Below are 21799 nucleotides of genomic sequence, written 5' to 3' on the forward strand. Positions count from 1 at the left end.
GCTCCTTATATATAAAAATTTCGTTGGTTTCATCATTTCCTTTCACATTATATCGTAATACTTACGATTTGAGAACCGTAAATACTTTAATGTAAAAAGAAAAACCATTCTCACAATTATGAAAAAGCAGGAAGCGGGTCATGCATGGAGGACCAGTCTGATGTCATTTCTTCATCTGTCAGGAGACATTCGTCAAGTGAAGCTTCCACATCTGTCCGTTTAAGGTCAATCCCGATAAAAACAAGTTCCGTCATGCGATCTCCAAATTCCGTGTCCCAGCGTTCAAGCAGCTCAGGTTCATCCTTCAGTGTTTGAATACGCTCGTCCTCCGTATAAGCGGCCACCCATTCTCCTGCTCCCTGAATCATAATGGAGGTGCCTGCCTGTGAAAGAAGGCCAGAAGTATCATTTCTTGATGCAAGCCAGAAAAAACCTTTTGCTCTCACTACATCCTGGGGCCAATTCTCAAGCCAGTTCATGAACCGCTCCGGATGGAACGGCTTCCGTCTTCTGTAAACAAAGGAAGAAATGCCGTATTCCTCTGTCTCCGGCACATGCTCTTCGTTAAGTTCCTTGATCCAGCCGGCGGACTGGCTGGCTTTTTCAAAGTCAAATCTGTTAGTGTCCATAATTTCAGCCAGCGGAACATGGCTGAAGGCTGTTTTCAATATCCTTGCATCCGGATTTAATTTCCTCAGTACACCATATAATTCATTCACATCTTCCTCTTCCAGCAAATCTGTTTTGTTTAGAAGAAGAACGTCAGCAAATTCAATCTGATCAATCAGCAGGTCAATGACTTCTCTTGTATCGTTTTCATCTGTTCCCTGCTTCCGGTCAAGAAGATTTTCACCAGAAGAGAAATCCTCCCAGAAGCGGTTCCCGTCCACAACCGTTACCATTGTATCCAAACGGCAGAATGCAGACAGATCAATGCCGATCTCCTCGTCAATGTAGGTGAATGTCTGGGCAACAGGCACCGGTTCGCTGATGCCGGATGATTCGATAACGATATAATCTATGTTTCCTTCCTTCACAAGACGCTCGACTTCAATCATCAGATCCTCGCGCAGCGTACAGCAAATGCAGCCGTTTTGCATTTCCACCAGTTTTTCTTCTGTACGGCTGACGGTATTTTTAATCAGGCTCCCGTCAATGTTGATTTCGCTCATATCATTGACAATTACAGCGATCCGCCTGTTTTCTTTGTTCTCAAGTATATGTTTTAAAAGGGTCGTTTTTCCGGCTCCAAGATATCCGCTTAAAACCGTAACGGGAATTTGTTTTCTCATCATAATCCTCCAGCTTTTATAAATAGTAATTATTACGATTTACATCATATAGTAAAACGCGCCTAAAAAACAAGTGTTATGATATAGTAATTAAAAAGCTGCCTATTACATGCAGCCAAACTATACCACTTTGTAAGGAGAATAGCAGATGAGATTGTTAGAAGAAATTATTGAACACAATTCCCAGTTTGTAGAGAAGAGAGACTACGAAAAATATCAGACGACAAAATTTCCTGACAAAAAAATGGTCATTTTAACTTGTATGGATACAAGACTTGTCGAGCTTCTTCCGCAGGCAATGAACGTCAAGAACGGCGATGTTAAAATTGTCAAAAGTGCAGGTGCGATTGTTGCCCATCCGTTTGGGAGTATCATGAGAAGTATTCTTGTAGCTGTTATGGAGCTTGGCGCAGACGAAGTATGCGTTGTCGGTCACCATGACTGCGGCATGAGTGCCCTTAACCCGGAGTCATTTCTTGAAAAAGCAAAAAACCGGGGAATTACCCAGGATAAAATTGATACGCTCCGTTATTCAGGAATTCAGCTTGATGATTGGCTGAAAGGGTTTAATAAAGTCGAAGACAGTGTAAAACACAGTGTAGACGTTATCCGCAACCACCCATTGCTTCCGGCTGATGTTCCTGTACACGGACTTGTGATTGATCCGTCTACAGGAAAGCTTGATTTAGTAGTGGACGGCTACGGCGTCTGATCCTTTTTTTCCGGAACCGGATCAAAGCCCCCGGGATGAAAAGGATGGCACTTCAGGATTCGTTTTACGGTCAGATAACCGCCTTTTAAAGCCCCAAACCGTTTGACAGATTGGAGTCCGTAGTGGGAACATGTCGGATAAAAACGGCATGACGGGGGTTTCATCGGCGAAAGGAATTTCTGATAAAAGCGGATCAGTGCGATAAACAGCTGTTTCATTTTAATCACCTCTCTGTATGCCTTAAGTATACTGCAAGTGGGAAAAAGTTAAAATTGGAAACACTTATTCAGACAAAAGTGATGAATTTTATCGGAATTAATTGTATGATAAAAAGAGACGTAATAAAGGAGTGGTACTATGCCATCAGTAGAAAGCTTTGACCTTGATCATAATGCAGTCGTTGCCCCGTATGTCAGACATTGCGGCGTTCATAAAGTAGGAACAGACGGACTTGTTAATAAATTTGATATCCGCTTCTGCCAGCCGAATAAGCAGGCAATGAAGCCGGATGTAATCCACACACTTGAGCATCTGCTTGCATTCAATATCCGCACGCATGCTGAAAAATACGATCATTTTGATATCATCGATATTTCACCAATGGGCTGCCAGACCGGCTACTACCTGGTAGTGAGCGGCGAGCCGAAGGTTGAAGAAATTATCGATCTTCTTGAAGATACTTTAAAAGATGCCATCGAAATTACTGAAATTCCGGCAGCCAACGAAAAGCAGTGCGGCCAGGCTAAACTTCATGATTTAGAAGGAGCCAAGCGACTTATGCGTTTCTGGCTTGATCAGGATAAGAAAGACCTTGCAAAGGTTTTTGGATAATGAACAGAGAACAGCGCCCTGCGATGCGGGGTGCTGTTTTTTTGAGCCTTTTTACCTGATTGACGGTGGAAAGAAGTGAATGATACACTTCAAATCGTAATTATTACGTTTTGTAGGAGGGGTAATTTGAAAGACAAATACACATTTTTAGTGTCAATAAAAATGCTTTTGCACGAAATAGCAGAATTATCGGTCTTTATTAAAAAAAGCAGCCCGTGCTGTGAGATGCTGACAGAAAAACTGGATGAACTTTCTGCATTTGTCACAGATGAAAAAAACGAAAAACAATGGCTTTTATGGGAAAGTGATCAGGAAATCAGAAAATATGCCAGTTTGCTTAGAGAAACGTCTTCCGCTGCAATTGCTGCTCTGGAGAAACATCAATCTGTATGCACGTCAAAAAGCAATGCTGATCTGTCGGGTTATTTTTCCGCGCTTTCATCCGCGGTGAAAAAGGATGCAGTCAGGTGCGGAATTTCGAGGGAATCAGAGGTATTCTTCATTGGATCTGGAGCTTTTCCTCTTTCCGCTCTAACAATCGCAAAGGAAACAGGGGCACGGTTAACATGTCTTGATATTGATGAGGAAGCTGTCGAAATGGGCAGGGAAATTGCCTATCTGTCAGGTTTAAAGGAGAACGTGCGATTTACAAGCGAGCCGGTTAAAGAGCTGCCTGCCATTAAAAGTGCCACGCATGTTGTGATTGCATCCCTTGTAAGAGAAAAAACGGCCATTATTGAGCAGCTTGCATCCCTTCTTCCGTATGGAGCAAAAGTGATTCTGCGCTATGGAAATGGCCTTAAATCTATTTTTAACTATCCGTACCATGATTCACCGGAGTCGGTCTGGAAAACAGAACCGGTTTATCCGGATAAACGCTTCTACGATACACTTATGCTGACAAAAGTGCAGGCATTAACAGGAAAGGAAGTCGAATATTCATGACATTAAATTCGCATGCTTTTGGGAACACGCTGATTGCAGGGGCGGGACCGGCAGCCTTTGCAGCAGCAGTACAAGCTGCAAAAGGAGGATACTCAAATAAATTGGGCTTAGCCAACCGGGCCGGAGAACATTCCGAACAACTTCAGAAATACTTTGAACTAAATGGATTTGAAGTGTCGTCCTTATTTGCTCCTCACTTAGATCAAAGCTTGAACGGAAAAGCCGCCATTTATTATTTTTACCCATCTTTAGGTGAAGTGAACGATTTATGGGAGACGATTATACTATGCACGCCAAGCCATATATACATTGAAGTTTTAAAAGAGATAAACATAAAGAATCTTAAAAGGGCAAAACAAGTGGTTCTTCTCTCTCCTGGAATCGGCTCTGCTTCAATGATCGTCGAGCAATTGGCATTAGATATAGAGGTTATCAGCCTGTCTGCTTATTATGCCGCGACGAAGTTTTCAGCAGAAGATCCGTTTTCAGCTTTCACAAAAGCTTTGAAAAAAAAAGTGTATGTTGGTTCCTCACATAGAAACAGCAGCTTTGCACCTGTTATGGCTGATTTTCTAAGAAGTACCGGCCCGGAATCGGAAATTCTTTCATCAGCAGTTGAAGCCGAGGCAAGAAGCATAACAACCTATGTCCATCCGCCATTGTTTATGAACTGTGTTGCGATGAGAGAGATACTGAGAGAAGACAAGTCTTTAAAATCCATGTATAAGCTTTATCCGGAAGGACCGATTACCCAGCATGCGATAAAAGCTATGAACGCTCTTTGGAAAGAAATCTCAGAAGTTGTTCTTTGTTTAGGTGCAAGTCCTATTAATCTATTGGAATTTTTAAACGATGATAACTATCCAGTTCACGAATATACACTCTCAAGAAATGATATTTGCGAGTTCCCTTCGTTCAGTTCACAGAAGCAGGAATATTTGCTGTACATCAGATACACGGCTATTTTGATTGATCCCTTTTCAGTCCCGGATGAGAATGGAACGTACTTTGATTTTTCAAAAGTGCCGTTTGCCCAGGTGAGACGGTCCCGGTCAGGAAAATGGGTGCTTCCAAGAGTTCCGCTTGAAGACTACCACAAGCTGAAACTGGTGACCGAACTTGCTTTTAAAGCAGGCATCCCTATGCCTGTGGCTCATTTGTTGCTGAGGACGTTTGAAGAGGAAACAGCACAATTCAGTGAAACACAACGTGAAGCGTTTGAAAACTATGATCCTGAAGGGAAGAGAGAAACATGCTGAAAAATGGAGTAATGCTTGCGGTTTTATCCTCACTCGTTTTTAGTGTGATGAATGCCCTTGTAAAAGCGGTCAGCCTAAATATTCCTGCTTCAGAAATCATGTTTTTCAGAAGCTTGATCGGCACTGTCATCATTTTCGTGATGATGAGGCAAAGCAAAACCGTATTTTCAAAAAAGGGTGTTCCCATGCTCTTTGTAAGAGGGATGCTCGGTGCCATGTATCTATATGCTTACTTTTTCACCATTTCAAAAATACCGCTTGCTGATGCAAGTATTCTTGCACACTTATCAACCATTTTTGTCTTTTTCCTCTCAGCGGTTTTTTTAAAGGAAAAGGTCTCAAAATCAACCTTTTATGTTCTTCCCCTTGTTTTTCTTGGAGCAATACTCTTGATTAAGCCGTTTCAATTCTCGTCTTTTTCAGTCTATGCCCTTGTAGGTGTATTAAGTGCCCTGTTTGCTGCAGGAGCCGCAACATCTATTCGGTTTCTCAGCAAAACACATCGGTCTTATGAAATTGTTTTTTATTTTCTCGCAACCGGAACGGTTCTTTCCATACCGCTCATGTGGAACGAATTTGTCATACCGTCTCTGCTTGAATGCTTTTACCTGATTTGCATTGGCGTTGTGTCCCTTCTTGGCCAAATTTTCCTGACGAAAGCTTTCACCCATGAAAATATTGTTGTAGTGGAAATGACAAGATACATAGGAATTGTCTTTAATGCATTGTGGGGTTTTTTATTCTGGTCAGAGATTCCGGATGCAATCACCATTTCAGGCGGTATACTGATTGTTGCTTCATGTGTTCTGCTGTCTATGATGAAAAGAAAAACAGCTGTGGTGCAGGGGCGCTCGTCTTCTGTTTAGAAAAATTGGCATTGACCGATGTTGAAGAAGCTAGTAATATTTACTAATGTAAATCGTAATTATTACGAATTAAATTAATCAAGGGTGGTAGATTTGATGAAATCGTTTTGTGGTTCGAAAAGCTTGATTGCTATTTTAATAGGCTTATTTATTCTTGCAGCTGCAGGATGTTCTGCTGAAAAGAGCAAGGCTGATCCTGAAAAAGAAGAAAAGGATAAGAAGGTATCGATGATCTTCAGCTTTAAGTCGCCGAACATGGATCCCCATACAGGATTTACCCCAATTCGTGCAGGAGTGACAGAGACGCTTCTTAAGCTTGATGAAGATTCAAAGATTGAAGGCTGGCTCGCTGAAAAATGGGAAACAGAAAATAATGTGCACTGGACATTTACAATCCGTGATGAGGTCAAGTTTCAGGACGGAAAAAAACTTGATGCTGCGGCAGTAAAGAGTTCTCTAGAAAGAAGTATTGCTGTAAACGAGTCCCTTGGAGATTCGCTGAAAATTCAATCAATGGAAGCTGACGGACAAACGCTTTCCATTATCACGACAGAACCCTATCCGGCTCTTCCTTCTGAGCTTGTAAACCCGTATACATCAATTGTGAACACAGAAGCTGAAAAAGAGATGGGCGAAGAAAAATTTAACAATGCCCCGATTGGTACAGGACCGTTCAAAGTCAAAAAATTCATTTCAAATCAAGAAGTTCAGGTTGAAAAATTCAGCGGATACTGGGCCGGAGATCCTAAGCTCAGTGAAGCAGTCATCAAATTCAATGAAGATGCTAACGTAAGATCACTTGCTTTTCAATCTAAAGAGGCAGATATCGTCTATAATCTTCCGGCAGAAGGCATAGAGCCGATTGAAAAGGATAAAGAACTGAAGGTTGAATCGGTTCCTGGCCTTAGAGCGCATTTTATTTTATACAATCAGCAAAGCCCTAAAGTGTCAGATGCTAAAGTGAGAGAAGCGCTTGATTTGCTCCTTGACCGCAAAAGCACTGCAGAAGACATAATGCTGGGACAAGGAATTCCTGCAAATGGACCGTTTAACAGCACCCTTCCATTTGGCATAGAGGATAAAGTTAAAGCACTGGATGTAGAGAAAGCCAAAGATTTGCTTACTGAAGCCGGCTATAAAGAGAATGGTCAAGGAAAAATGGAAAAAGACGGACAGCCCCTCAAGCTTGAACTGATTACATACAAAGCACGTCCTGAACTGCCGCTTATTGCACAGCTTCTGCAGTCGGATGCAGCAAAAGCAGGAATTGAAATTGACATTAAAAATGTTGAAAATGCAGATACACACCTTGCCCAAAATAAAGACTGGGATCTTGCTACATACAGCAACAATACGTCTCCACGGGGAGATGGGAGCTATTTTCTGAATTCTGCCTTTACAGAGACAGGTGCTCTAAATGTCGGGAAGATTTCGATACCTGAATTGAATGAACTGATCAAAGAACTCAATACAACAGCCGATTTAGAAAAAAGAACGCAGCTGACAAGGGATGCAGCAGGCATCATCAACAAAGAATTCGCGCACAGCTATGCTGTTTACCCAAACATACTGGTAGGAGTAAACGAGCGGGTTCAAAACTTTAATCCCACGGCTGAGGAGTATTATATTTTAACTCATTCAATGGATGTGAAGTAGCATGCTTCCTCTAATAAAACAGCGTGTCATTCAGCTGGTGCTGATCATGTTCATTTTGTCTGTTTTTACATTCGGACTGATGAAGCTTGCACCGGGTGATCCGGTTTTGCTGATATTAAACGCTGATGAAATGATGGTGACAGATGCTGATCAGGCTGAGCTCAGAAAAGAGCTCGGCTTTGATCAGCCCCTATATGTTCAGTACGGAAAGTGGATGGTTGGGCTGCTCCAGCTTGATCTTGGAAAGTCCTACATGAGCGGTAATCCAGTCTGGGAAGAAATGATGGAGCGCTTGCCGATTACATTGGAGCTTGCGGGGGGAGCACTTCTTGTCATGGTGTCTATCGCTCTTCCGCTCGGTATTGCAGCAGGACGCTTTCCGGGAAAATGGCCGGATCATGTCAGCAGAGTGCTTGCGCTGATTGGAGCATCAATTCCAAGCTTCTGGCTGGGACTGATGCTTATTTATGTTTTTGCCTTTAAGCTTCAGCTGCTGCCTTCGAATGGATTTGGAGAGTGGTCTCAATCCATTTTGCCCTCATTTGCTTTAGGGTTTTCACTGGCAGCTGTTTATGCAAGATTATTGCGCTCGGGTTTAATGGAAAGCTATTCCGAAGATTATGTCCGGGCAGCAAGAGCAAGAGGGGTGAAAGAATGGCGCATTCTGTGGATTCATGCTATCCGGGCTGCACTTTTGCCTGTCATGACGGTGCTTGGTCTGAGTATGGGAAGTCTTCTTGGGGGAGCGGTCGTGATTGAAATCTTATTTTCCTGGCCCGGGCTTGGAAGTATGGCGGTCGACGCTATTTTTGCCCGCGATTACCCAATCATACAGGGTTATGTATTAGTAACAGGAGTTTTTGTTGTAGCGATGAATCTGATGACAGATCTTTCGTATTTTCTCATTGATCCCCGAATCAGAAGAGGAAAGGAGGAAGCGAAATGAATACTTTTCCGCAGGTGAAAAAAAACGTCCGCCATCTGCAGCGAACTATTTTTTCAGGCAGATTAATGATAGTGACAGGAGCAGCTTTGCTTGTTTTCATTGCCGTTCTTTCGATTGCGGGCCCGCTGCTTGTTTCAAATGATCCTTATACAGCAAATATGGGGGAGCGGTTTGCTTCTCCAAGTCTGCAATACCCTCTTGGAACAGATAATCTCGGCAGGTGCATTTTTACAAGATTGATGGTAGGGGCAAAAGCAACTCTCGGCATCACAGCGCTTGTTGTGGCAAGTGTTCTTTGTCTAGGTCTTCCTCTCGGCCTTCTGTCGGGGTATGCAGGGGGCAAGTTTGATGCTTTTCTCATGAGAACGGCAGACGGGCTTCTTGCTTTGCCGGAATTTATTCTGGCGATTGCCATTGCCGGATTTTTAGGTCCAAGCCTTACAAATTTAATGATTGCTGTTGTCGCAGTGAAATGGATCACCTACACCCGCTTAGTAAGGGGCATTGTGATTTCGGAAAAGGAAAAAGAGTACATTCTTGCCGCAAAGGTTGGAGGATGCTCTGACTGGAAGATTCTTAGAAGGCATATACTGCCTCACATTCTGTCGCCGGTTCTCATACTCGCAGCACTGGATATTGGGAAAGTGATTTTGATTATCTCATCTTTATCATACATAGGCCTCGGTGCACAGCCTCCCAACCCTGAATGGGGAGCCATGCTGAATGACGGCAGGCCTTATTTTCAAACGTACCCGGAATTGATGATTTATCCCGGTCTTGCCATCTTTCTGGTTGTTTTATCATGCAACTTAATAGGGGAAGGCCTGAGAGACCGGCTTGATGTAAAAAGCAGGTAGGCCAGGAGGTGAAAAGAGCATTGAACGCACAGAATGATAAAACAGTGTTAACCGTAAGCAACCTTTCAATAGCACTAACGAATAAACATGAGAGCAGAATTCTTGTAAAAGATTTAAATCTCAAGATCAAGGCAGGAGAAATGATTGGACTTGCAGGAGAAAGCGGCAGCGGGAAGAGTATGACAGCAGCAGCTGTACTGGGTCTGCTGCCTCCTTCTGTCCATCTATCAAAAGGAAGCATCTTTTTTTCCGGAAATGATTTAACAGCCATGAAAGAAAAAAAAATGCAGAAGATAAGAGGAAAAGATGTGACGTACATTTTCCAAAACTATCAAGGAAGTTTTTCGCCTTTTCTTAAAATTGGTAGACAGCTTGTCGAAGCGATTAAATCTCACCGTCAAGTAAGTAAAGCGAACGCTGAACAGGAGATTCTTTACTGGCTGGAACGGGTGAAACTTCCTGCAAAAAGGACGTTTAATAGCTATCCCCATCAGCTCAGCGGAGGACAGCTGCAAAGAGCAGCACTTGCGTCATCGCTGATGATGAAGCCTTCACTTATTATTGCAGACGAACCGACGACGGCCCTTGATGTTTTGACGGGAGAATCAATTCTTCAGCTTCTTGCTGACCTGCAAAAAGAGATTAATTGTGCGGTTCTCCTTATATCACATAATCTGAATCATTTGTTGAAACGGACAGACAAGATGATGATCATGTACGGTGGGAGAATCGTTGAGCATGGCCCAACAGAGATGATCGCTTCAGAACCCGCGCATCCTTATACGAAACTTTTATTAAGCACACAGCCTAAACTTGCGGGAAGTGTACCCAGAAGATTGCCAAGTATTGAAGGCGAGCCTGGTCTTTCAGCTGAAACAGGATGCCCGTTTGCCCTTCGCTGTCCGGAAGTGATGCCGGAGTGCATGACATTTCCTTCGTTTCAGGAAAAGAGTGTTCATCATTGGTCTGCTTGTCATGCGGACATGAAAGGAGAGAAGACAGGTGCTGACAGTCAGCCGGATCACAAAGTTTTACAGGGATCATAACGTTCTTAAAGACGTTTCTCTCACTGTTCAGGAAGGGAAGTGCCTCGGGCTGATAGGCGAAAGCGGTAGCGGCAAAAGTACGCTTGCAAAGCTGATAGTTGGACTTGATTCAGCTGACAGCGGAGAGATCACAATAAACGGAATTGTGCTGAGGGAACAAAAGGGAAAATATCTTAAGAAAATAAGGCGTCACATTGGGGTTGTATTTCAGGATTCTCATGCTTCACTGAACCCCAAACTGCCTATTTGGAAAACGGTCGCAGAGCCGCTTGAAAACTATCCGGAAGCTGTTCCTGATTACTTATCTGACGTAAAAGCGGACAGAAAAAAAATGGCGCTGCACCTTATAAAAAAAGTTGGCTTGAGCGAAAGGCACCTGGATTGTTACCCGCATCAGCTCAGCGGTGGCCAGAGACAGCGCGCAGCCATTGCCCGGGCAATCAGCATTGAACCAAAACTTCTCATCTTGGATGAACCAACGTCAAGCCTTGATGTATCTGTCCAGGCGCAAATATTGAACCTGCTCAAGGAGCTGAAGGAAGAGCTCGGCATGTCGTTTCTGTTTATCTCCCACGACATAGCTGCCGTCCGGTTTATGAGCGATCAAATCTGTGTGTTGAAGGACGGTAATCTGCTTGATGTCTTTTCTCCAGCAGAGCTCTTTGAGGACAAACGTCACCCATACACGAAGCAACTTACAGATGCTGGTTACTGCCGGTCTTTCACCTGAATATTAGGGGGTAAGGGCCGTTAGTAGATGTCGTATATCTAGGAAATAAGTATTTCAGAAAAGAAGCTGATGTCCGGTAAAGGCGTTGCTTAAAAACGGTCGATTCGTTATACTGTTCACATTGATTATACATATGTCCGTACAGTGAGCACATGCGGGCCGAGGAGGATTCAGTGTGATAGGAAGATTATTGATTTCATGTGAGGACCGCCCGGGTATTGTTGCAGCGGTTTCACGTTTTTTAGCTGATGAGGGAGCCAACATTATTCACTCGGATCAGCATTCTACCGACCCGGTCGGCGGTCTTTTTTTTATGAGAATTGAATTTCAGCTTCATGGCATTGAAGATCAGATAAGTGAACTGAGAAACCGGTTTGAGCAGACGGCAGCGGCGTTTCAAATGAAATGGCGGATGTCCTGCGCGAGTGATAAAAAGAAGATCGCCATCTTTGTTTCAAAAGAAGATCACTGTCTTCAGGATCTGCTGCAGCGGTACCGCCTCGGCGAACTTGCTGCAGAAATAGCCATGATTGTCAGCAACCATAATGAAATGCGGGAAATTGTTGAGCCGTTCGGAATTCCTTATCACCATGTGCAGGCAACGAAGGAAACAAGAGAAGAGGCGGCAAAAACACATCTTGAACTTTTGGAAGATGCAGGTGTGGATACCATTGTTCTGGCGAGATACATGCAGATTATTCCCCCTGTTATGATTGAACGTTTTAAGAACCGGATTATTAACATTCATCATTCATTCCTGCCTGCCTTTGTTGGAGGCAAACCTTATAATCAAGCCTATGACCGCGGCGTGAAAATTATCGGGGCAACCGCCCATTATGTAACAGAAGAGCTTGACCAGGGTCCAATCATTGAGCAGGATGTTGAGCGGGTAAGCCACAGATATCAGATTAAGGATCTGAAACGGGTTGGAAGAGACGTTGAAAAGCTTGTGCTGTCACGCGCCGTAGGGTGGCATCTGGATGATAAGGTACTCGTTTATGAAAATAAAACGGTAGTATTTCCCTGAAAAACTAACGAAAGATCAGTCGATTGCAGACTGGTCTCTTTTTTTTTGCTGTTTTCGCATTAATTTGAATACGGGCCCTGAGCAAAGTAATTGACCCTATTCTTCAAGAGGAGTATCGTTGTCTGCGTTAACTTCTATATAGCTTATTTCTCTGTTTTGCAGAGCTGCTAAAGAAAGAATGCTTCAAAAAATAGACCCATGAAGGAGAATGCGATATGGAAAACTATCAAGAACTTACAGCAAAACAACAGTCATTTTTCCGAAGCGGGAAAACGAAGGATGTTCAATTCCGAATCCAGACACTGACTAAACTGAAAGAGCTTATCATAAGCAATGAACAGGAGATTCTTGACGCCTTGAAAGCTGATCTGAATAAACCTGAAGTTGAAGCGAAGCGCGCAGAGATAAGCCTTGTTTTGAGTGAAATAGATTTTATGGCCGAGAATGTAACTTCCTGGTCTGCACCGAAGAAAGCAGATACCCCGTCTACACATGAAGGGGCAGAAAGCTTTATCTTATCAGAACCGTATGGATCAGCACTTATTATTGCCCCTTGGAACTATCCATTCCAGCTTGCCGTCAATCCGCTTGCTGGCGCGGTAGCAGCGGGAAACTGTGCGGTGCTGAAACCTTCTGAGCTTACACCACGCACATCAGGACTTTTGGCAAAGCTCATTAATGACAACTTCCCGGAGGAATATTTGCGAGTGGTAGAAGGGGAAGTCGAAACGAGTACAGCTCTGTTAAAAGAGAAATTTGACTATATTTTCTTTACCGGCAGTACAGGAGTGGGGAAAATTGTCGCAAAAGCAGCCGCAGAGCATTTAACGCCTGTGACACTTGAACTCGGAGGCAAAAGTCCGGCTATTGTCCACGACGATGCTGATTTGGATCAGGCGGCTGCACGAATTGCCGGAGGGAAATTCATGAATGCCGGCCAAACATGCGTGGCACCCGACTATATTTTAGTAAAGAGCGAAGTGAAAGATCAGCTGATAGCGAAGATAAAAGAAGCTATTACAAAGACATATGGCGAAAATGTGCCGGGAGATGAGTATCCGCATGTGGTAAGTGAAAGACACTTTGACCGGCTGCAAGCATTTCTGGAAAGCGGAAACGCAGTTGCAGGAGGCAAATCCGACAAATCACGTTTATTCATTGAACCGACAATTCTTGACAATGTTTCTTGGGAAGATTCTGTGATGCAGGATGAAATCTTTGGGCCCATCCTGCCTGTTCTTGTATACGATGAACTTCCGGAGGCCATTGAAATGATTGCCGAGCGCCCAAAACCGCTGGCTCTGTATCTTTTCTCTGAAAATGAAAACATTCAAAATGAAGTGCTGCATAACCTGTCATTCGGCGGCGGTGCAATCAACGATACCATCAGCCACATGACGTCTCATTACCTCCCATTCGGCGGTGTTGGAGACAGCGGCATGGGTGCCTACCACGGCCGAGCGAGCTTTGATACGTTTACACATTCTAAGAGTATTCTTAGACGCTCCTTTAAGTAATGTTTATAGACAAAAGTACCTCAAGCCTGCAGAGAGAAATATATTCCTCTGCAGGCTTTTCATTTAGATATAGAAAATGTATAATGATTATAAATCGTATTTATTACGATTTGGGTTGACTCTCATCGAAACCGGGGTGCTGAGATTGAATGAAAAAGGAATGAACGTCCTTGCAAAGGGAATCATTGCAGGTCTATCTGAGACGAAACGAACAGTTTATCAATATATAGAGAGCAGAGAAGATGAACTTGCGTCTCAATGCGAAACAAAAGAACAATTTCTGAACATGCTCGTAAAAGTGTCGCCTTATCATGAAGCAGCGAACAGGTTTAGTATAAGTGCTGAAGAAGTTTACCGGCTGATGAAGGAAACAGAAGCCGAAATCAACAAAAAGCTAGAACAGAAACTGAGTACTTATAAATGGATCGACTGTACAGAGCGAATGGAAAATGGATCAGAAAACAACAAAAAGCATTACCTCTTTCTAGCATAAATGTGCGGAAACAGTATGGTTTTTAAATCGTAATAATTACGAAAAAGAAGGGTTGAATGGATATGGCCAAAAAGTCAAAAGTGGCAAAAGAAAAAAAGCGACAGGAGCTTGTTGAAAAATACCGGGAACTGCGTGCAGAATTAGAGCAAAACAGAGATATTGAAGCATTGCGCAGGCTGCCGCGTGATTCTTCCCCGACACGCCTGAAAAACCGCTGCGAGGTAACAGGGAGACCCAGAGGGTATTTGCGTAAATTTAAGCTCTCGAGAATTGCCTTCCGCGAGCTTGCGCATAAAGGACAGCTTCCCGGTGTGAAAAAATCAAGCTGGTAAGATAGAACTCTGATAATAGGTGACTGAAGCATACCATTTGCCGTGGTATGCTTTTTATTTGTTTATGCCAAAAAAGATTGCATCTATTTTCAATAAAAGTACAACTTAAATAAATAAAAATTTATTGTAAAACAATAAATAACGTGGTACAGTCTAATTGAAAATATATATGCGAGGTGCTTTTTATGAAACGGGGAACAACGCTCTTTCTAAAGGCAGCGATCATCCTGATTGGTCTTCCTGTCATTGCTTTGTGTATCTTTTTAGTACCCGAAATTGGGAATTTTGCAGCAGAGTTGTATCCTGAACAGACTTATCTAAAATATCTGGTGCTTATCGTTCTGTATGCAACGGCAGTTCCATTTTACTTTGCTCTATATCAATCGTTTCACCTTTTAAATTTAATTGACAGAAATCATGCCTTCTCGGATTTTGCCGTCGAAGCTTTAAAGAAAATCAAATACAGCGCCTTCAGTTTCAGTGCCCTTTATGTGCTTGGCATGCCGCTCTTTTACCTCATGGCGGAGAGGGACGATGCACCGGGCATCATATTAATCGGAATGGTCATGGTCTTTGCATCCTTTGTGGTTGCGGTTTTTGCTGCTGTCCTGCAGAAGCTGTTAAAAGAGGCGATTGATATCAAATCAGAAAATGATTTAACGGTCTGAGGTGAATAATATGGCGATTATTATAAATATTGATGTCATGCTGGCCAAAAGAAAAATGAGCGTAACAGAACTTTCTGAGAGAGTAGGGATTACAATGGCTAACCTTTCTATTTTAAAAAATGGCAAGGCAAAAGCTGTAAGGCTCTCCACTTTGGAGGGGATCTGCAAGGCGCTCGACTGTCAGCCGGGAGATATTCTGGAATACCGGAGTGACGAAGATGGCGAGTAAACAGGAGGTATTTCAAGCTCGGGAAAACTCACTTGGAGCCTTCATCTCAAGAGGAATCGCACAGCTCTTTCACTTTGGATGGCAGCAGGCTCTGTCCTGTCTGTTTCCTGTTGTCATCTTTGCTTCCCTTGCTTTGACACAGGTTATCCCGCTTCCGTTTCTTCCAAGGTATGACTGGCTGCTTGTGATTTGTCTTGTCATGCAGTGGCTGATGCTGAAATCAGGGCTTGAAACGAAGGATGAACTGAAAGTCATTACACTGTTTCATATCATCGGGCTTGCCCTTGAACTTTTCAAGGTGCATATGGGCTCCTGGTCATATCCTGAGGAAGGATATTCCAAGGTTTTTGGTGTTCCGCTATACAGCGGATTTATGTACGCAAGTGTAGCGAGCTACTTATGCCAGGCTTGGAGGCGTCTTGAAGTTGAGCTGATAAAATGGCCCTCGCTTTGGGCAGTCGTGCCGCTTGCAGCTGCCATCTATTTGAATTTTTTCACCCATCACTTCTGGATTGACGTTAGGTGGTGGCTGTCCGGACTGGTCATTCTTGTTTTCTGGCAGTCCTGGGTTTCTTATGAGGTGAACGGAACCAGGTACCGCATGCCGCTTGCTCTCTCTTTTGTTCTGATCGGCTTTTTCATATGGATTGCCGAGAATATTGCCACCTATTTTGGAGCCTGGAAGTATCCCAATCAAACGGAAGCATGGAGCCTTGTTCATTTAGGAAAGGTCAGTTCATGGCTGCTGCTTGTGATAGTCAGCTTTCTAATTGTGGCCGTGCTGAAGCAGATCAAGGGAGATTCCAGCGGAAAAGAAAGAGTCATGCATAATGAGGAGAGGGTGCCTGCTTAGATTTAGTAGGCATCCTTTTTTGTTGCGTTTAAATTAAACCGAATGCATGAACAGCACTTATACTTAATGGACGGGTGCTGTTTTGCCTGTAAAAAAACGTCATTTCATAGATCCTTTCACCCGATTTGTGTCAGTATGATTAAAAAACGTTATTCGTTGCGTAAAGATCATTGATTGTTTAAATTTCCTTCTGTTAAAATGGAACAATTAAAATATGAAATAACTTCTTGCAGTGGAAAAGGGAGGATAGAAGTCAGATTCACAGAAGCGAAAAATCAGAGAGTATCTGAATAAAAATAAAAGATACATAGAATAAGAACCAACTAGAGGTTTCAGCAGAATATTGGAGGAGTTAATCATGTTTCGCCAAACGGATAACCGCCGCTACATCCCTGCACTGGATGGACTTCGGGCAATTGCCGTCATGACGGTCATCGCCTATCATTTTCATCTTGGCTTTGCAAAGGGAGGATTTTTGGGGGTTGATGTTTTCTTTGTTTTATCGGGTTATTTAATCACATCTATGATCCTCCCTGAAAAAGGAGAAACGATGCAGCTGAACTTTGCTGCATTTTGGACAGGAAGGTTAAGACGGTTGCTTCCTGCCGCTTTCGTTATGATTACGGCAACGTTTGTATGGGTGATGTTTTTTGACAGAGAGCTTGTGGGCACACTTCGCGGTGATGCTGTTTCGTCCCTGTTCTACGTCAGCAACTGGTGGTACATTTTTAACGATCTTTCTTACTTTGATCAATTTGGATCGCCGTCACCTTTTAAAAACCTGTGGTCGCTTGCCATCGAAGAACAGTTTTATATCATTTGGCCAATCTTGCTTGCAGCCGGTCTGTTTGTCTTTAAAAAGCGGCTGAAACTGGCGGCTGTCATAGCGGGTTTAGCTGTTTGCTCAGCGGTTCTGATGGCTGTTCTTTTTCAGGACGGTACAGATCCGAGCCGCGTATATTATGGAACCGATACGAGGGCATTTGAGCTTCTGACAGGCTGTGTCCTGGCTCTTGTATGGCCGATGAAGCGTTTGACTTCAGGCAGGGTACCGATTGGACATAAGGTATCGCTGAACGTTATCAGCTTCGCAGCTTTTGGAATTCTTCTTGCCTGTTTTCATTTTGTCACTGAATATCAGCCGTTTCTGTACAGAGGAGGAATGTTTTTAATCTGTCTGAACGCAGCCGTATTAATTGGAGCGGTGAGTCATCCGGTCAGCTATTTGGGGAAGATTCTCTCTTTTAAACCCCTGCGTTGGATCGGGACGCGGTCATACGGCATTTACCTGTGGCATTACCCTGTCATTGTGCTTGGCACGCCCGTTCATGAAATAGGAAATCCGGTGTACTGGAGAGTCGGGCTGCAGCTTCTGCTGATCCTGATCATCGCAGAGCTTTCATACCGGCTGATAGAAGTACCTGTAAGAAGAGAAGGCTTCAGGGGATTTATCAAGCTTACATGGACAGACTTTTCTCTATCAAGAAAAGCAGCGTCACTTGTCGTATCTGTTCTGTTTGTTTTCTTTGCGGCCGGAGCACTGGGGATGGTTGAAGGAGAGAAAAAAGAGATGCATTCTTCTCCTAAACAGGTCAAAATCAGTGATAAAGAGGAGAGATCGCAGAATAGCAGCCCTTCAGAAAAAGAGGAGCCAAAGACAGTGGACCCGTCTGATAAGGAAGTCCTTGCCATTGGTGATTCTGTTATGATTGATATAGCTCCAAAGCTTCAGGAAGAATATCCGGGCATTACAATAGATGCTGAGATTGGCAGGCAGATGCGCCAGGCGGTCAGCCTTGCTCCTGAATATGAAGAATATAATGAGCAGAATAAAGCGGTTGTCATTCATCTCGGAACCAATGGATACTTTCCGGAGAACCAGCTGCAGGAATTGCTCGATTCGTTCTCAGAAGCCGACGTCTATCTGGTGAACACCCGGGTGCCGAAGGAATGGGAAAGCAGTGTAAACCGTGTGCTTCAGGAAAAAGCGGAGCAAAACGAAAATGTTACATTGATTGACTGGTATGCAGAATCCATTGATCATCCCGAATATTTTGGAGACGACGGAGTGCATCTTGGAAAAACAGGTTCAGAGGCTTTGACTGATCTGATTGCCGAATCAGTCAATAAAGAAAAATAGAAGAGAAGGCTGTTCACTCCAACTGCGGGTGAACAGCCTTTTTTATATGTAAAAAAAGAGATGCCCATTATCAGGCATCTCAAGCTGCATATTTATTTCCGGTACGACAATTCTGCAATTGCATCATGCAGATGAATGGATTCTTCGTTTCGGCATTCGACGCGGAAAGCTGAAACAAAGTCAAGCTCGTAAAGGTCTGCTGCAACGAGGCGGACCATGTCTTCAACGAAGCGCGGATTTTCATAGGCTGTTTCGGTGACCATTTTTTCATCCGGGCGTTTAAGGACAGGATGAATCATGGCGCTTGCGTTTGTTTCCGCTGCTGCGAGCAGCGCCTCTTTCCAGTCGAGCTCCTCGTTATAGCCTTCTGCAAATTCTACTTCCATTGTAATGAATCCGCGCTGATTATGGGCGCTGTACTCACTGATTTCCTTCGAACACGGGCAGAGTGTTGTCACTGCACAGGTAAGTTTTGCACTGGATGTAAAGCCTTTGCCTTCTTCATAGCGGATTTTCATGCCGGCAGTGGCGTGGTTTAAACCGGCCAGCTCCGAGCTTGGTCCTTTCCGCTCGTAAAACCACGGGAATGTCACGTCAATTTCAGCATCTTTCTGTTTCAATCGTTCAGCAAGCTCTTTTGTAAAGTCATAGAGCTCATTGATGGACATGGTGAAACCGCCGTTTAAGCGGTACTTTTCAAGCTGTTCTGTGAAACGGCTCATGTTTGTTCCTTTTGCTTCATATGAGATGGATGACGTCATTTTAAATGCGGCCACTGTCGTTTGCTGCTCGGGTGACAGCGAAGAATGAATCACAACGGGATATTTTACATTACTGATGCCGACAGCATTTATATGAAATAGGAAATCTTTTTTTGAATTTTGCAGGTCCGGCATTTTGTCCTTTTCAACCGGTTTTGTTTTGATGCCTGGTTCTACTGACCCAAATAATCTGTGTCTCTCTTTTTTAGGCGGTAACTGTAATTCTCTGTTCATAGATGATCTCCTCTCGAGTGCCTCAATACTAGAGAGTATACTGTACAATGAAAGATTACGGCAATGAAAAATGCTCAATAGTGGTTAAAGGCCGGATAAAATCAATTCTGCAGCCTGCCGGGCACCTGAAATATTCCGTGCAATCGGTCCTACCTGCAGTTCTGCGAGAGCACCTGTTACATACAGTCCCTGGTCCCACTTCAGATGCTCATTGACAATTGGGTATCCGCAGTCTGCGCATGTTAATTTCTCACGTTCTATTACGGGATTTATCCACTCTTTTCCAGGTAGTGAAGGCATAAATCCGGTTGCCAGAATGACTGAACCCGCCTGAATGAGACAGCCGTCTTTTCCGTGGAGGGTAAGTGTCTTCCCGTCTGCAGCCGCCTGTTCAACTTCAAAGTCTTTCCATTCAAGCATGCCGCGCTTTTTTAAATGATGGAGTTTCATCTGCAGATCCCTGGTGATGGAGCCGCGGTGCCTTGCTGACTTTATGTGATTGCGTCTGCTTGTGTAGTCGGCGTTCATTCTGAATGTACGCTGGTTTTTCGGTCCGAGCCATCCGGGATCACTGTCGAAGAGTTTCACTCTGAAGGGATGTCGCTTCAGCATCATCACTTCTCCCGGATAAAGCCCTGCAAGCTTATTTGATAAATGGGCTGCCGTCATGCCGCCGCCAATGACGGCTACAGGACCGGGCAGATTATCAAGATCCAGATCCTTATCAAAAACATGATAGATATGGTCAAAATTCTTCTTTGCTGCTTCAGCCCACTCTGGCCAATGGGGCTGTTCTCCGATTCCTATGGCAAGGACCACATTTTCAGAAGTCAGAGTCTTTCCATCTGAAAGAGTAACCTCCCAATGCTCACCTGTTTTTTTCAGCGTGTTTGTACGGCCCTGAATCCAGCAGCTTTCAAGATTCAATTCCCGGTAAATGTGATCACAGTGTTCTTTAAATAATTCAAGGGAAGGTCTTTTAAATCTGCCATAGAAACCTTGATATCCCTTCTGTTTTGAAAAGCGTTCGAGTCCAAAGGGATTCATTTCAATATGGTGAACAGAAGGGGACCGTAAATATGGCATTGATATCGCTTCTGTACAGTTTTTCCAGTTTTCAAGAGGCTTTGAATGGGGATCAATCACTTTTAATTTCTCCGCTCTGGTTTTCTTTCCTTGGAGAAGAAAAGCAGCCATTGTCATTCCCTGGACTCCGCCTCCGATAATGATCCATTCGTACATAATCCCACTCCTAAAACGTAATAGTTACGATTTAATCAGTTTACCTAATCCCAACGAATTTTACAATAGGAGGGATTTGTCATGAAATTGCATAATTTATGGACTGGCCCCGTATGCTATAATGCTAGGAGAAATAATAGGATTGGAGATTAGAGATGAAAAAACCGGCGTTTTCTATTGTGAAGGAGTCTCTTGCTCTTGCATTAATAGGGTTGTTTATTTATCTTTTTATATTCATAGATTTCGGAAGCTTCGAGATTGATGCACCTAAATCGTTCTTAAACTTAAACACGATTTTCCTGAGCATTGTGCTTGAAGCCATTCCCTTTATTCTGCTCGGGGTATTCGTTTCTGCTTTGATTCAGTCATTTGTATCGGAAGAGATGATTCAAAAATACCTTCCTAAAAATGCTGTTATTGCCCTGTTTCCTGCAGCACTGCTGGGCATTATTTTTCCTGTCTGCGAGTGTGCCATTGTTCCGATTGTGAGACGGTTGATTAAAAAAGGTATGCCTCTTCATATCGGAATTGTATTCCTGGTTTCTGCTCCGATCCTAAATCCGGTCGTGTTCGCATCTACATACTATGCTTTTCAGTCATCAAAAGAAATTGTGTACGGCCGCATGGGACTTGCCTTTATCGTCGCCATCCTTGTCGGTCTCGCGGTCTATCTGATTTTTAAAAACCGCGATCAGCTGAAATGGACAAGAGAGGAGCTTGTGGGAAGAACCGCTCCTTCAGAGCCTGTCAAAGGGGTAAGCAAATGGAAAGAAACCTTGTTCCATGCAAGCGATGAGTTTTTTGAAATGGGGAAATACCTCATTCTTGGTGCGTTCATTGCAAGTGTCTTCCAGACGTTCCTTGACCGCTCTCTGCTGACGGATCTTGGATCGAGTGAATTCCTGTCTCCGGCTATCATGATGGCATTTGCCTACATTCTTTCGCTTTGTTCGGAAGCAGATGCGTTTGTCGCTGCCTCTTTCGGCGGGACATTTACGGCAGGCTCCCTGCTTGCATTCCTGGTTTATGGACCAATGATCGATTTGAAAAATACAATCATGCTGTTCGCGTTCTTCAGAGCGAAATTTGTTTTTGCTTTTATTGCGATTGTAACAGCAGCTGTCTATCTATCCGTGCTGGTTTATCAGCAGGTCATCCTGTAA

Annotated in this window: 23 protein-coding genes; 19 read left to right on the forward strand and 4 right to left on the reverse strand. The window is 43.6% G+C overall.

Annotation, left to right across the window (positions count from 1 at the left end; genetic code table 11):
* Positions 1–116 precede the first annotated feature (116 nt).
* Positions 117–1292, reverse strand: a complete 1176-nt coding sequence (locus MHB63_13410) for a GTP-binding protein (protein MEK3807512.1) — start codon at positions 1290–1292, stop codon at positions 117–119.
* A gap of 148 nt (positions 1293–1440) precedes the next feature.
* Here MHB63_13410 and MHB63_13415 point away from each other — a divergent pair, with 148 nt between their 5' ends.
* Complete coding sequence (locus MHB63_13415; protein ID MEK3807513.1) at positions 1441–2004, forward strand: carbonic anhydrase; 564 nt, start codon at positions 1441–1443, stop codon at positions 2002–2004.
* Here the strand turns inward: MHB63_13415 and yidD are convergent.
* Positions 1992–2222, reverse strand: a complete 231-nt coding sequence (yidD, locus tag MHB63_13420; protein ID MEK3807514.1) for a membrane protein insertion efficiency factor YidD — start codon at positions 2220–2222, stop codon at positions 1992–1994. The two genes, MHB63_13415 and yidD, sit on opposite strands and share 13 nt — an antisense overlap.
* Positions 2223–2361: 139 nt before the next feature.
* On the opposite strand from yidD, the gene MHB63_13425 reads away from it, so the two are divergent.
* The 17 genes from MHB63_13425 (at position 2362) to MHB63_13505 (ending at position 18399) form a co-directional block, all read left to right on the forward strand.
* Positions 2362–2835 (forward strand): S-ribosylhomocysteine lyase, encoded by a 474-nt coding sequence (locus MHB63_13425; protein ID MEK3807515.1) that lies wholly within the window; start codon positions 2362–2364, stop codon positions 2833–2835.
* A gap of 126 nt (positions 2836–2961) precedes the next feature.
* Entirely contained in the window at positions 2962–3780 is an 819-nt protein-coding gene (locus MHB63_13430; protein ID MEK3807516.1) for a nicotianamine synthase family protein, read from the forward strand.
* The gene (locus tag MHB63_13435) at positions 3777–5039 is read left to right on the forward strand and encodes an opine metallophore biosynthesis dehydrogenase (GenBank protein ID MEK3807517.1); all 1263 of its coding nucleotides are present in this window, start codon (positions 3777–3779) and stop codon (positions 5037–5039) included. The genes MHB63_13430 and MHB63_13435 overlap by 4 nt, the downstream gene beginning before the upstream one ends.
* Entirely contained in the window at positions 5033–5905 is an 873-nt protein-coding gene (locus MHB63_13440; GenBank protein ID MEK3807518.1) for a DMT family transporter, read from the forward strand. The genes MHB63_13435 and MHB63_13440 overlap by 7 nt, the downstream gene beginning before the upstream one ends.
* Positions 5906–6001: 96 nt before the next feature.
* Positions 6002–7561, forward strand: a complete 1560-nt coding sequence (gene nikA, locus MHB63_13445) for a nickel ABC transporter substrate-binding protein (GenBank protein MEK3807519.1) — start codon at positions 6002–6004, stop codon at positions 7559–7561.
* A 1-nt stretch (position 7562) separates the two neighbouring features.
* Positions 7563–8507, forward strand: a complete 945-nt coding sequence (gene nikB, locus MHB63_13450; protein MEK3807520.1) for a nickel ABC transporter permease — start codon at positions 7563–7565, stop codon at positions 8505–8507.
* Positions 8504–9364, forward strand: a complete 861-nt coding sequence (gene nikC / locus MHB63_13455; protein MEK3807521.1) for a nickel transporter permease — start codon at positions 8504–8506, stop codon at positions 9362–9364. The genes nikB and nikC overlap by 4 nt, the downstream gene beginning before the upstream one ends.
* A 20-nt stretch (positions 9365–9384) precedes the next feature.
* Positions 9385–10410 (forward strand): ABC transporter ATP-binding protein, encoded by a 1026-nt coding sequence (locus MHB63_13460; GenBank protein MEK3807522.1) that lies wholly within the window; start codon positions 9385–9387, stop codon positions 10408–10410.
* Positions 10367–11140, forward strand: coding sequence for a dipeptide/oligopeptide/nickel ABC transporter ATP-binding protein (locus MHB63_13465; GenBank protein ID MEK3807523.1), 774 nt, complete (start codon positions 10367–10369; stop codon positions 11138–11140). The genes MHB63_13460 and MHB63_13465 overlap by 44 nt, the downstream gene beginning before the upstream one ends.
* 175 nt (positions 11141–11315) lie before the next feature.
* Positions 11316–12167: a formyltetrahydrofolate deformylase gene (gene purU, locus MHB63_13470; protein ID MEK3807524.1), complete on the forward strand. Its 852-nt coding sequence runs from the start codon at positions 11316–11318 to the stop codon at positions 12165–12167.
* Between the two features lie 215 nt (positions 12168–12382).
* Positions 12383–13684 carry an aldehyde dehydrogenase gene (locus MHB63_13475; protein ID MEK3807525.1) on the forward strand — a complete coding sequence of 434 codons (1302 nt, stop codon included), beginning with the start codon at positions 12383–12385 and terminating at the stop codon, positions 13682–13684.
* A gap of 145 nt (positions 13685–13829) precedes the next feature.
* Positions 13830–14177, forward strand: a complete 348-nt coding sequence (locus tag MHB63_13480) for a hypothetical protein (protein ID MEK3807526.1) — start codon at positions 13830–13832, stop codon at positions 14175–14177.
* Between the two features lie 62 nt (positions 14178–14239).
* A complete protein-coding gene (gene rpsN, locus MHB63_13485; protein MEK3807527.1) occupies positions 14240–14509 on the forward strand; it encodes a 30S ribosomal protein S14 in 270 nt (89 codons plus the stop codon).
* A gap of 185 nt (positions 14510–14694) precedes the next feature.
* Positions 14695–15177, forward strand: coding sequence for a DUF2975 domain-containing protein (locus MHB63_13490; protein ID MEK3807528.1), 483 nt, complete (start codon positions 14695–14697; stop codon positions 15175–15177).
* Between the two features lie 10 nt (positions 15178–15187).
* A complete protein-coding gene (locus MHB63_13495; GenBank protein MEK3807529.1) occupies positions 15188–15406 on the forward strand; it encodes a helix-turn-helix transcriptional regulator in 219 nt (72 codons plus the stop codon).
* A complete protein-coding gene (locus tag MHB63_13500) occupies positions 15396–16259 on the forward strand; it encodes a DUF817 domain-containing protein (protein ID MEK3807530.1) in 864 nt (287 codons plus the stop codon). The genes MHB63_13495 and MHB63_13500 overlap by 11 nt, the downstream gene beginning before the upstream one ends.
* Before the next feature lie 358 nt (positions 16260–16617).
* Positions 16618–18399: an acyltransferase family protein gene (locus tag MHB63_13505; protein ID MEK3807531.1), complete on the forward strand. Its 1782-nt coding sequence runs from the start codon at positions 16618–16620 to the stop codon at positions 18397–18399.
* 92 nt (positions 18400–18491) lie between these two features.
* Here the strand turns inward: MHB63_13505 and folE2 are convergent, their stop codons facing one another.
* Both folE2 and MHB63_13515 read right to left on the reverse strand, forming a co-directional pair.
* A complete protein-coding gene (folE2, locus tag MHB63_13510) occupies positions 18492–19394 on the reverse strand; it encodes a GTP cyclohydrolase FolE2 (GenBank protein ID MEK3807532.1) in 903 nt (300 codons plus the stop codon).
* A gap of 84 nt (positions 19395–19478) precedes the next feature.
* On the reverse strand, positions 19479–20636 hold the full coding sequence (locus tag MHB63_13515; protein MEK3807533.1) for an FAD/NAD(P)-binding protein: 1158 nt from the start codon (positions 20634–20636) through the stop codon (positions 19479–19481).
* A gap of 155 nt (positions 20637–20791) precedes the next feature.
* Between MHB63_13515 and MHB63_13520 the strand changes: the two genes are divergently transcribed.
* On the forward strand, positions 20792–21799 hold the full coding sequence (locus MHB63_13520; protein ID MEK3807534.1) for a permease: 1008 nt from the start codon (positions 20792–20794) through the stop codon (positions 21797–21799).

Origin of the sequence: Bacillus sp. FSL H8-0547, from assembly GCA_038002745.1 — a bacterium.
Lineage (GTDB): Bacteria > Bacillota > Bacilli > Bacillales > Bacillaceae > Bacillus_P.